The sequence below is a fragment of the Pseudomonas sp. BN505 genome, assembly GCF_029873175.1.
GTDB lineage: Bacteria > Pseudomonadota > Gammaproteobacteria > Pseudomonadales > Pseudomonadaceae > Aquipseudomonas > Aquipseudomonas putida.
The window spans coordinates 380,848-392,697 of the sequence record NZ_SSOI01000067.1; the positions used below are offsets into that span (position 1 = coordinate 380,848).

The 11,850-nt window shown below is 63.0% G+C and carries 11 protein-coding genes; 8 read left to right on the top strand and 3 right to left on the bottom strand.

All coding sequences use genetic code 11. The features are described 5' to 3' along the window. Nucleotides 1-161: 161 nt before the first annotated feature. From E8E78_RS24240 to E8E78_RS24255, 4 genes are all read left to right on the top strand, one after another. The gene (locus E8E78_RS24240) at nt 162-1,559 is read left to right on the top strand and encodes an FAD-binding oxidoreductase (protein ID WP_280314885.1); all 1,398 of its coding nucleotides are present in this window, start codon (nt 162-164) and stop codon (nt 1,557-1,559) included. Nucleotides 1,560-1,584: 25 nt separating this feature from the next. Next, the gene (locus E8E78_RS24245; RefSeq protein WP_197863381.1) at nt 1,585-2,250 is read left to right on the top strand and encodes a fumarylacetoacetate hydrolase family protein; all 666 of its coding nucleotides are present in this window, start codon (nt 1,585-1,587) and stop codon (nt 2,248-2,250) included. 181 nt (nt 2,251-2,431) lie between these two features. Then, nucleotides 2,432-3,352, top strand: a complete 921-nt coding sequence (locus E8E78_RS24250) for an SdiA-regulated domain-containing protein (RefSeq protein ID WP_049275965.1) — start codon at nt 2,432-2,434, stop codon at nt 3,350-3,352. Between the two features lie 89 nt (nt 3,353-3,441). Continuing rightward, nucleotides 3,442-4,344, top strand: a complete 903-nt coding sequence (locus tag E8E78_RS24255) for an SdiA-regulated domain-containing protein (protein ID WP_049275966.1) — start codon at nt 3,442-3,444, stop codon at nt 4,342-4,344. Nucleotides 4,345-4,460: 116 nt separating this feature from the next. On the opposite strand, the gene rpiA is transcribed toward E8E78_RS24255, so the two are convergent. After that, complete coding sequence (gene rpiA / locus E8E78_RS24260; protein ID WP_016502110.1) at nt 4,461-5,135, bottom strand: ribose-5-phosphate isomerase RpiA; 675 nt, start codon at nt 5,133-5,135, stop codon at nt 4,461-4,463. Between the two features lie 135 nt (nt 5,136-5,270). Here rpiA and ilvA point away from each other — a divergent pair, with 135 nt between their 5' ends. Both ilvA and E8E78_RS24270 read left to right on the top strand, forming a co-directional pair. Further along, entirely contained in the window at nt 5,271-6,785 is a 1,515-nt protein-coding gene (ilvA, locus tag E8E78_RS24265; protein WP_016502109.1) for a threonine ammonia-lyase, biosynthetic, read from the top strand. 38 nt (nt 6,786-6,823) lie between these two features. Beyond that, entirely contained in the window at nt 6,824-7,249 is a 426-nt protein-coding gene (locus E8E78_RS24270) for a DUF2269 domain-containing protein (protein ID WP_059394494.1), read from the top strand. A 129-nt stretch (nt 7,250-7,378) separates the two neighbouring features. Here the strand turns inward: E8E78_RS24270 and E8E78_RS24275 are convergent, their stop codons facing one another. Continuing rightward, a complete protein-coding gene (locus tag E8E78_RS24275; RefSeq protein WP_084966671.1) occupies nt 7,379-8,035 on the bottom strand; it encodes an HAD family hydrolase in 657 nt (218 codons plus the stop codon). A gap of 140 nt (nt 8,036-8,175) precedes the next feature. Between E8E78_RS24275 and E8E78_RS24280 the strand changes: the two genes are divergently transcribed. After that, entirely contained in the window at nt 8,176-8,655 is a 480-nt protein-coding gene (locus tag E8E78_RS24280; protein ID WP_003249017.1) for an RNA pyrophosphohydrolase, read from the top strand. Between the two features lie 22 nt (nt 8,656-8,677). Next, nucleotides 8,678-10,957, top strand: coding sequence for a phosphoenolpyruvate--protein phosphotransferase (ptsP, locus tag E8E78_RS24285; protein ID WP_049276495.1), 2,280 nt, complete (start codon nt 8,678-8,680; stop codon nt 10,955-10,957). Between the two features lie 115 nt (nt 10,958-11,072). On the opposite strand, the gene E8E78_RS24290 is transcribed toward ptsP, so the two are convergent. Then, nucleotides 11,073-11,819, bottom strand: a complete 747-nt coding sequence (locus E8E78_RS24290) for an NRDE family protein (RefSeq protein ID WP_280314874.1) — start codon at nt 11,817-11,819, stop codon at nt 11,073-11,075. Nucleotides 11,820-11,850: the final 31 nt, after the last annotated feature.

Genomic DNA, 11,850 nt, shown 5'->3' on the forward strand with positions numbered 1-11,850 from the left:
CTGTATCCCGGAGAAAAAATGGCGAGGGGTGATGCCAGGCGCAAGGGCAGCCTTAGCATGAACAGCGGGAGGGCTATGCTAGCATACGCGACACAATCTGAGCTTATCCCGACAGGTGAAGAGTGCTCAGGGTGACTATGAATAAGTCGAGAGTTCCAGCGATGACCCACCCCGCTGTTATTGAAGAACTGATGACCCTTGTCGACCCTGGCAAGGTCCTGACCGACGCGGCTTCCCTCGAAGCGTATGGCAAGGACTGGACCAAGCATTACCCCCCGGCGCCCAGCGCCATCGTCTTCCCCAAGACAGTAGAACAGGTGCAGGCCATTGTGCGCTGGGCCAATGCGCACAAGGTGGCCCTGGTGCCATCGGGTGGGCGCACCGGGCTTTCTGCCGGCGCAGTGGCGGCCAACGGCGAGGTTGTCGTTTCCTTCGACTACATGAACCAGATTCTCGGCTTCAATGCCTTCGACCGCACCGTGGTCTGCCAGCCCGGGGTAATCACCCGGCAGCTGCAAACCTACGCCGAAGAGCAGGGCCTGTATTACCCGGTGGACTTCGCTTCCAGCGGCTCCAGCCAGATTGGCGGCAACATCGGCACCAACGCGGGCGGAATCAAGGTGATTCGCTACGGCATGACCCGCAACTGGGTGGCCGGGCTGAAAGTGGTCACCGGCAAGGGCGAGTTGCTGGAACTGAACAAAGACCTGATCAAGAACGCCACCGGCTATGACCTGCGCCAGCTGTTCATTGGCGCCGAAGGCACGCTGGGCTTCGTGGTCGAGGCCACCATGCGCCTGGACCGCGCCCCGCGCAACCTCACTGCCATGGTGCTTGGCACACCGGACTTCGACTCGATCATGCCGGTGCTGCACGCCTTCCAGGGCAAGCTGGACCTTACAGCCTTCGAGTTCTTCTCCGACAAGGGCCTGGCCAAGATCCTCGCGCGCGGCGATGTACCCGCCCCGTTCGCGACCGACTGCCCGTTCTATGCACTGCTGGAGTTCGAAGCCAGCACTGATGAAGTCGCCAACGAAGCGTTGGCCACCTTCGAGCATTGCGTGGAGCAGGGCTGGGTGCTGGACGGGGTGATGAGCCAGAGCGACACCCAGCTTAAAAACCTGTGGAAGCTGCGCGAGTACCTGTCGGAAACCATCTCGCACTGGACGCCCTACAAGAACGACATTTCCGTCACCGTGTCGAAAGTGCCCGCGTTCCTGCGTGATATCGACGCCATCGTCGCGCAGCACTACCCGGATTACGAAGTCGTGTGGTACGGCCACATCGGTGATGGCAACCTGCACCTGAACATCCTCAAGCCCGAACACATGAGCAAGGACGACTTCTTTGCCTCGTGCACCAAGGTCAACAAGTGGGTGTTCGATATCGTCAAGCGCTACAACGGCTCGATCTCGGCCGAGCACGGTGTAGGCATGACCAAGCGCGACTATTTAGGCTACAGCCGCTCGCCGGAAGAAATTGCCTGCATGAAGGCAATAAAGGCCGTCTTCGACCCTAACGGCATCATGAATCCGGGTAAGATCTTTTCACCTGAATAAAAAGCAGTATCCAGAGGAGTCGGCCATGAGTTACCAGCACCAGTACGTAGACGGCACGCGCATTCACTTCCCGCTGGGCAAGGTGGTGTGTATTGGCCGTAACTATGCCGAGCATGCCAAGGAACTGGACAACCCGATCCCCACCGAGCCGCTGCTGTTCATCAAGCCGGGCAGCTGCGTGGTGCCTGCCGAGGGCGGCTTCAAGATCCCGGCCGAGCGTGGTGCGGTGCACTACGAGGCCGAAATTGCCGTGCTGCTGGGCAAGCCGCTGTCGACCCATCCGAGCGAGGAAGAGGTGCTGGACGCCATTTCCGGTTATTCCCCGGCCCTGGACCTGACCCTGCGCGACGTGCAGGCCAAGCTGAAAGAGAAGGGCCTGCCGTGGGAACTGGCCAAGTGTTTTGATGGCGCTTGCGTGCTGCCGCCGTTCGTCTCCGCTGCCAGCTTCGAGGACGTGGCCGACATCCCGGTGCGCCTCACCGTCAACGGCGAAGTGCGCCAGGACGGCAACAGCGCGATGATGCTGAACCCGATCGTGCCGATGATCCAGTACATGGCGGCGCATTTCTCGCTGCAGGCCGGGGATGTGATCCTCACCGGCACCCCGGCAGGTGTGGGGCCGTTCAATGTCGGTGACGAACTGGTGCTGGAGCTGCCGGGCGTGAGCCGCTTCGAAAGCCGGGTGCTTTAACCCGAAACCGCGTCGCCCTCTTCGCAGGCTCGCCCGCTCCCACAGGTACTGCACAGGCCTTGAATACTGTGCTGAACCTGTGGGAGCGGGTTTACCCGCGAAGAGGCCGGCCCTGTTTACCCTTTTTTCACACCCTATCCGGATAATGCGCGGACCTACGCCCATTCCCCAGGACACCCGCATGCCATCACCCTCCAGCGCCCCTGCAACTCCCAAGCGTCGCTTCTACCTGCGCTGGCCCTTCGGCCTGGCCGTGGCGGCGGTGATTGGTTATGGCGTCGCGGTGGCCATGCACTGGGATGACCGCGGCGCGCTGTGGCTGAAGGAAAGCTTTGAAAGCACCGCCGAGCGCAGCGAAAGCGTGTGGCTGCCGGACTATCAGGTCGATATCGATGCCAAGCCGCTACCGGGTATGGACGATGACGAAGCCTCGGACCTGGCCTTCAACCCGCATACCCGCACTCTGTTCGCGGTCATGGGCAAGAACCCGATACTGGTCGAGCTGAGCCTGGAGGGCGATGTACTGCGCAAGATCCCGCTCAACGGCTGGAACAACCCGGAAGGCGTCGCCGTGCTGGAGGATGGCTACCTGGCCATCACCGACGAGCGCCTGCATGACCTGACCGTGGTCAAGGTGGATGCGCAGACCTCGGCGTTGAACCACGCCGATTTCCAGAGCCACGACCTGGGCCCGTCAGTGAAGAGCAACAAGGGCTTCGAGGCCATCGCCTGGGACCCGCTGCGTCAGCGCCTGGTCATCGGCGAGGAGCGCCCGCCCAAGTTGTACACCTGGAACACCGATGGCCGCAGCCCTCTCAAGGGCCAGAAGCAGCCGTTGCCTAGCGAAGAGCTCGACCTGCGCAACCTGTCTGCACTGGGTGTCGACCCGCGTACGGGCCACCTGCTGGTGCTCTCGGCCGACTCCAACATGCTGCTGGAGCTGGACGAGCAGGGCCAGCAAGTCAGCTTCATGACCTTGCTGGGCGGCTTCAACGGGCTTGAAGACACCATTCCGCGCGCTGAAGGTGTAGCCATGGACGACAAGGGCAACCTGTACATGGTCAGCGAGCCGGCCCTGTTTTATCGCTTCAGAAAGAACTGACCCCAACATCCGACGTTTCTGATGCTGGCATTAAGCTTTATTTCAGTTGTACATGGTTAGATTCGCCACCCCCACGTCGAGTCTGCCCCATGCGTCTTCTTGTTCGCCTGTTTCTTGCCCTGGCCGTTATCGGTCTGCTCCTGCTCGGCTGGGCCGGGCAGGAGTTTCGCCTGTTCGAGCGTGGCTGGTTCAACCTGAAGACCTGGTGGCAGCCCGCCGGGCAGAGCATCGGCCTGGACCGCTACCGGGTGGTGGTGGAGGCGCAGCCGGTCGAAGGGCTGGATGACGATATCTCCGCGCTGACCTACGACCCTGACCGCAAGACCCTGTTCACCGTCACCAACGCCCGCTCGGAACTGATCGAGTTGTCGCTGGACGGCCGCATCCTGCGGCGGGTGCCGCTGACGGGATTCGGCGACCCGGAGGCCGTGGAATACGTAGGGCCTAACAGCTACGTGATCACCGACGAGCGTCAACAACGGCTGATTCGTGTACGGCTGGAAGACGACACGATGTTCCTCGATGCCGCTGATGCCGAACAGCTCAGCTTGGGCATTGGCCTGAACGGCAACAAGGGCTTCGAGGGCCTGGCCTACGATTCGGCGGGCAAGCGCCTGTTCGTGGCGAAGGAGCGTGACCCGATGCTGATCTATGAGGTGCATGGCTTCCCGCATGACAACCCGGAAAAGCCCTACGCCGTGCATGTGGTGCAGGACCGCAAGCGTGATTCACGGCTGTTTGTGCGGGACCTGTCGAGTTTGCAGTTCGATGAGCGCAGTGGGCATTTGCTGGCGCTGTCGGACGAGTCGCGCCTGGTGCTGGAGCTGGATGTTGAAGGTCGGCCGCTGAGCACCTTGTCGTTGCGCAAGGGCTTCCAGGGGTTGCGGGCAACAGTGCCGCAGGCGGAGGGGATTGCGATGGACGAGACGGGGACCATCTATCTGGTCAGTGAGCCTAACCTGTTCTATGTGTTCAAGCAGGCGGCGGAGTGAGCAGGTGGGGCTGCTTTGCAGCCCATTCGCAGCACAAGGCTGCTTCTACAGGTAATCGCGTACCCCTGTAGGAGCAGCCTTGTGCTGCGAAACGAGGGCAAAGCCTTCACCGAAGATTACTCGGCCTTCAGGCTCTTCACACCTTCAGCGGTACCCAGCAGCAGCAAGTCCGCCGGCCGCGCCGCGAACAGGCCGTTGGTCACCACGCCGACGATGGCGTTGATCTGCGCTTCCAGTTCCACCGGGTTGGTGATCTGCAGGTTGTGCACATCGAGGATTACATTGCCGTTGTCGGTGACCACGCCTTCGCGGTACACCGGATCGCCGCCCAGCTTGACCAGCTGACGGGCCACATGGCTGCGCGCCATCGGGATCACTTCGACCGGCAGCGGGAAAGCGCCCAGTACTGGCACCAGTTTGCTGCCGTCGGCGATGCAGATGAAGGTCTTGGCCACAGCAGCGACGATCTTCTCGCGGGTCAGGGCCGCACCGCCGCCCTTGATCAGGTTCAGGTGCGCGTCGCTCTCGTCGGCGCCGTCCACGTAGAATTCCAGCTCGCTGACACTGTTCAGCTCGTAGACCGGGATGCCATGGCCCTTCAGACGCTGGGCGGTGGCTTCGGAGCTGGCGACTGCGCCGTCGAAGGCAGTCTTGTGCTGAGCCAGGGCGTCGATGAAGAAGTTGGCAGTCGAACCGGTACCGACGCCGACGACGCTCTTTTCATCCAGCTTGGGCAGAATGAAGTCGACAGCGGCCTGGGCGACGGCCTGTTTGAGTTGGTCCTGGGTCATGCGGGCTCCGAAAAGGGGCAGGGCGGTTTTCAAAGTTGCCTAGTATAACGGCTTGGGCGGCTTTGCTGTGGTCGCCCGACGTAGCGCTGGGGTAGACTCGCAGCCCTCGTCCCGCGGCCCAGTGATGCTTTCCCGATGCTCGAACAGTACGTCAAGAAGATCCTCACCTCGCGCGTCTATGACGTTGCCGTCGAAACCCCGCTGCAGAGCGCCGGGCAGCTGAGCAAGCGCCTGGGCAACCAGATTTTGCTCAAGCGTGAAGACCTGCAGCCGGTGTTCTCGTTCAAGATTCGAGGGGCGTACAACAAACTGGCCCAGCTGACCCCGGAAGAGCTGGCCCGTGGCGTGGTCACCGCCTCGGCCGGCAACCACGCCCAGGGCCTGGCCCTGGCTGCGCGCGAGATGGGCATCAAGGCCACTATCGTGATGCCCAAGACCACCCCGGAGATCAAGATCGAAGGCGTGCGCTCGCGCGGTGGCAAGGTCGTGCTGCATGGCGACTCGTTCCCAGAAGCGCTGGCTTATTCGTTGAAACTGGTCGACGAGAAGGGCTTTGTTTATGTCCACCCTTATGACGACCCGCACACCATTGCCGGGCAGGGCACCGTGGCCATGGAAATCCTGCGCCAGCACCCTGGCCAGCTGGACGCGATCTTCGTGCCCGTGGGCGGTGGTGGCCTGATAGCCGGCATTGCCGCCTATGTGAAGTACCTGCGCCCGGAAATCAAGGTGATTGGTGTCGAGCCCGACGACTCCAACTGCCTGCAGGCGGCCATGGCGGCCGGTGAGCGCGTGGTGCTGCCACAGGTCGGGTTGTTCGCCGACGGCGTGGCGGTGGCACAGATCGGCCAGCACACTTTCGATATCTGCCGCCACCATGTGGATGAAGTGGTGACGGTCAGTACCGACGAAATCTGTGCAGCTATCAAGGATATCTATGACGATACCCGCTCGATCACCGAACCTGCCGGCGCCTTGGGCGTTGCGGGCATCAAGAAGTACGTCGAGCTGTACGGCGTGACCGGGCAAACCCTGGTGGCGATCGACTCCGGCGCCAACGTCAACTTCGACCGCCTGCGCCATGTGGCCGAGCGTGCCGAGCTGGGTGAGAAGCGCGAAGCGATCATCGCCGTGACCATCCCGGAACGCCCAGGCAGCTTCAAGGCCTTCTGCGAGGCTATCGGCAAGCGGCAGATCACCGAATTCAACTACCGCAAGCACACCTCCGACGAGGCGCACATCTTCGTTGGCGTGCAGACCCACCCGGAAAACGACCCACGTGCGGCGCTGGTGCAGCATCTGACCGAGCAGGGCTTCCCGGTTACCGACCTGACCGACAACGAGCTGGCCAAGCTGCACATTCGTCACATGGTTGGCGGCCATTCGGCCGGTGCCAGCGATGAAATGGTGTTGCGCTTCGAATTCCCCGAGCGGCCAGGGGCGTTGTTCAACTTCCTCAATAAGCTGGGCGGGCGCTGGAACATCTCGATGTTCCATTACCGCAACCATGGCGCGGCTGACGGGCGCGTGGTGGCGGGCTTGCAGGTGCCGGAGGACGAGCGTCACCTGGTGCCAGCCGCGTTGGCCAAGATCGGCTACCCCTACTGGGACGAAACCGAAAACCCGGCGTACAAGCTGTTCCTGGGCTGAGCGGCTAAGCTTGGCTTATCGCTCAAGGATGTGAAGACATGGAACACCTGACCACCCTCAAGACCCTGCACATCATCGCCACCGCCCTGCTGCTACTGGGCGCCCTGGGCCTGGCGGTGTGGACGGTGCGCGCTCGCCGCAAAGGCGATGCCGAGGCCTACGCCAAGCTGTTGCGCCGGCCGTTGGTGTTTGTCTGGCTGGTGATGGGCCTGTGCCTGGTGAGCATGCCGTTCACCGGCTGGTGGCTGGTGCACCTGGTGGGCTGGCCGCTGGGGCAGACCTGGGTGCTGGCGTCCAGCGTCATCTATACCGTCGGCGCCTTTGCCGTGTGGTGGCTGCTGGTGCGGCTGAACCGGCTGCGCAAGGCTGAAGCGGTGGGGCTGCGGTTTACCCTGGCGTTGGCGGTGTTCAGCGGGGTCTGCTTCCTGTCCATTGCCGGGCTGATGGGCGCCAAGCCAGTCTGACAGTCCTGGGTTGCCCGTACCGGCCTCTTCGCGGGTAAACCCGCTCCCACAGGGACTGCACAAGGCCTGAGGGCAGCGCAGTACCTGTGGGAGCGGGTTCACCCGCGAAAGGGCCGGCCCAGGAAAACCTCAATCTCGCAGCGAAACCACCGGCCACCCGCGCTTCTCGGCCTCGGCCCGCAGGTTCGGGTCCGGGTCCACCGCCACCGCATGCGTCACCCGTTCCAGCAGCGGCAGGTCGTTCATCGAGTCGCTATAGAAGTAGCTGTCTTCCAGGTCGAAGCCGTTTTCCAGCATCCAGCGTTCCAGCCGTGTCACCTTGCCTTCACGGAAACACGGTATATCGGTACTGCGGCCGGTACAGCGGCCGTCGTGCATCTCGCATTCGGTTGCCAGCAGTACCCGAACCCCGAGGCGCCGGGCAATCGGGGCGGTCACGAAACGGTTGGTGGCGGTGATGATCACCAACTGGTCGCCCGCCTCGCGGTGCTGCTGCAGCAAGGCCAGGGCCTTGGGCAGGATGATCGGCTCGATGCAGTCGCGCATGAAGTCGCGGTGCCATTCGTCGAGCTGGGCCACAGGCGTTGCCGCCAGGATCTCCATGGAAAAGGCCAGGTAGGCCTGCAGGTCCAGGGTGCCGTTGAGGTAGTCCTGGTAGAAGCCATCGTTGCGTTGCTTGTAGGCGACCGGGTCGAGAATGCCGCGCTCGCAAAGGTAATCACCCCAGGCATGGTCGCTGTCGCCACCGAGGAGGGTATTGTCCAGGTCGAATAAAGCCAGGCGCATTGCGGTCACTCGCATCAGCTACAGGTAGGCCCGCAGAATACGGAGTTTTCACCCGGCTGCACATAAGCTTGGCGGGCGCGTTGCTGCGCTCGCAAGCTTTGTGGAACAATGCGGTGACATGCGTTTGCGAGGTTGCTGCCGTGATCGACCCGGATGGTTTTCGCCCCAATGTCGGGATCATTCTCACGAATGATGCCGGGCAGGTGCTATGGGCTCGCCGGATCAACCAGGATGCCTGGCAGTTTCCCCAGGGGGGTATCAACCCTGACGAGACGCCGGAAGATGCCCTGTACCGCGAGCTGAACGAAGAAGTTGGCCTTGAACGCGATGATGTGGAAATTCTTGCCTGCACCCGCGGTTGGTTGCGTTATCGTTTACCCCAGCGACTGGTACGTACCCACAGCCAGCCGCTGTGCATCGGCCAGAAGCAGAAGTGGTTCCTGCTACGGCTGGTCAGCAATGAACAGCGGGTGCGGATGGACCTGACCGGCAAGCCGGAATTCGACGGCTGGCGCTGGGTGAGCTATTGGTATCCGCTGGGCCAGGTTGTGACATTCAAGCGCGAGGTGTACCGACGCGCCCTGAAAGAGCTAGCACCGCGTCTGCTGACGCGCGACTGACGACGGAGTTCGACCCCGAGCCATGCTCAATACGCTGCGCAAGATCGTCCAGGAAGTAAACTCCGCCAAAGATCTCAAGTCGGCGTTGGGGATCATTGTCTTGCGCGTCAAGGAGGCCATGGGCAGCCAGGTCTGCTCGGTCTACCTGCTCGACCCGGAAACCAACCGCTTCGTGCTGATGGCTTCCGAAGGCCTGAACAAGCGCTCCATCGGCAAGGTCAGCATGGCCCCCAACGAAGGCCTGGTTGGCCTGGTCGGTACCCGGGAAGAGCCGCTGAACCTGGAAAACGCCGCCGACCACCCGCGTTACCGCTACTTTGCCGAAACCGGTGAAGAAAAATTCGCCTCCTTCCTGGGTGCACCGATCATTCACCACCGCCGCGTGGTCGGGGTGTTGGTCATTCAGCAAAAGGAGCGCCGCCAGTTCGACGAGGGCGAAGAAGCCTTCCTGGTCACCATGAGCGCCCAGCTTGCCGGGGTAATTGCTCACGCCGAAGCCACTGGCTCGATCCGTGGCCTTGGCCGCCAGGGCAAGGGTATCCAGGAGGCCCGCTTCGTCGGTGTCCCTGGTTCGCCTGGCGCTGCCGTGGGGCGTGCGGTGGTGATGCTGCCGCCGGCCGACCTGGAAGTGGTGCCGGACAAGGCCGTCGATGACATCGACGCCGAACTCAAGCTGTTCCAGAACGCCCTTGAAGGCGTGCGCGACGACATGCGCAAGCTGTCGGCCAAGCTGGCCACCCAGCTGCGCCCTGAAGAGCGCGCGTTGTTCGATGTGTACCTGATGATGCTCGAAGATGCAGCCCTGGGCGGCGAGGTGACCGAAGTCATCAAGACCGGCCAGTGGGCGCAGGGCGCCCTGCGCCAGGTGGTTGGCGAGCACGTCAGCCGCTTCGAGCTGATGGACGATGACTACCTGCGCGAGCGCGCCTCCGACGTCAAGGACCTTGGCCGGCGCCTGCTGGCCTACCTGCAGGAAGCCCGCTCGCAGTCGCTGGTGTATGCCGACAACACCATTCTGGTCAGTGAAGAGCTGACACCGGCCATGCTCGGCGAAGTGCCGGAAGGCAAGCTGGTGGGCCTGGTCTCGGTACTGGGTTCGGGCAACTCCCACGTCGCCATCCTTGCTCGCGCCATGGGCATCCCCACGGTGATGGGCCTGGTCGACCTGCCGTACTCCAAGGTCGACGGTATCGAACTGATTGTCGACGGCTACAAGGGCGAGGTGTTCACCAACCCCAGCGAAGTGCTGCGCAAGCAGTACAGCGAAGTGGTCGAGGAAGAGCGCCAGCTGGCCCAGGGCCTGGACGCCCTGCGCGAACTGCCATGCGTCACCCCCGACGGCCACCGCATGCCGCTGTGGGTCAACACCGGCTTGCTGGCCGACGTGGCCCGTGCCCAGCAGCGCGGCGCCGAAGGGGTAGGCCTGTACCGCACCGAAGTGCCGTTCATGATCAACCAGCGCTTCCCCAGCGAGAAAGAGCAGCTGGCCATCTACCGTGAGCAGTTGGCGGCCTTCCACCCGCTTCCGGTAACCATGCGTACCCTCGATATCGGCGGTGACAAGGCGCTTTCGTACTTCCCGATCAAGGAAGAAAACCCCTTCTTGGGCTGGCGCGGCATCCGCGTCACCCTCGACCACCCGGAAATCTTCCTGGTGCAGACTCGCGCCATGCTCAAGGCCAGCGAGGGCCTGAGCAACTTGCGCATCCTGCTGCCGATGATTTCCGGCATCCACGAGCTGGAAGAAGCGCTGCACCTGATCCACCGCGCCTGGGGCGAGGTGCGTGACGAAGGCACCGATGTGCCGATGCCGCCGGTGGGCGTGATGGTGGAAATACCTGCGGCGGTGTACCAGACCAAGGAACTGGCGCGGCAGGTGGATTTCCTGTCGGTCGGCTCCAACGACCTGACCCAGTACCTGCTGGCGGTGGACCGCAACAACCCGCGGGTTGCCGACCTGTACGACTACCTGCACCCGGCGGTGCTGCAAGCCTTGAGCACGGTGGTGCGCGATGCCCATGGTGAAGGCAAGCCAGTGAGCATCTGCGGTGAGATGGCCGGTGACCCGGCGGCGGCGATCCTGCTGATGGCCATGGGCTTCGACAGCTTGTCGATGAACGCCACCAACCTGCCGAAGGTGAAGTGGATGCTGCGCCAGGTGAACATGAGCAAGGCCAAGGAACTGCTGGCCGAGGCCCTGAGCCATGACAACCCGCAAGTTATCCACAGCTCGTTGCAGCTGGCCCTTAAAAACCTCGGGTTGGCGCGGATGATCGGCCCAGGGGCCAACAAAACCCTCTGATTTTTCGGAGCCGCTTGCGGCCCTTTCGCGGCGCAAGGCCGCTCCTACAGGAGATCGCGTAGCCCTGTAGGAGCGGCCTTGTGCCGCGATGGGCTGCGCAGCAGCCCCATGGCCCTCAAACCTTTAACTCAACCTCCCCCAAATGCCCGCCAAAGGGCCCGAAACTGCGCTCGATCAGCCGCCTTTGTCCCTGATCATCCACGATCAGCACCGTACTCGCCCGGGTCCCGTAGTTCTGGCTGGCGATGAATACGCTCGACAGCAGTTTCTCGGTCGCCAGCCCCACGCCTGTCTCGGGCAGGTCACCATCAGCTGCCGGCTCGTTATCGGCCAGCAAATCCAGCAACCGGCGCGGTTCGGGCGTTTCCAGCAGGCCCTCCAGCCCGCTACGTGCCTTCACCAGCTTCGGCCACGGGGTATCCAGCCCGGCGTTGGATAACCCGTACACCCCGGCGTCCAGCAGGCAGGGCGTAGCGTCACGGGCATGCAGATAACCCAGCTGCCGCGCATCACCCACCAGCAGGTTGAAGCCCGAATACTGCCCGCTGCGGCTGGCCACCTTGTCCAGGTAAGCCTCGACCCCAAGCTCACCCTGCAGGTACGCCGCCACCAGTTCACCCCGCGAGCGCGGCCCCAGTGCCTGGCCCGGGTCGCGGATATTGGTCAGCGCCGCAAACCGCCCCTGCGGCCCCACGCCCAGCCATGTGCCACCGGCCTCCAGGTCGCGCCCGGCATGTACTCCGGGCGCATCTTCCCAGGCCGCCAAGGGTTGAGTGGGGCGGGCATAGAACTCGTCGCGGTTGGCCGCGACGATCAGCGGCAGGGCATGCCCCGGCCTCCAGGCAAATACGATCAGGCACATCGGTTTGGCCTCTGTGTTTTCTGCCACTGTA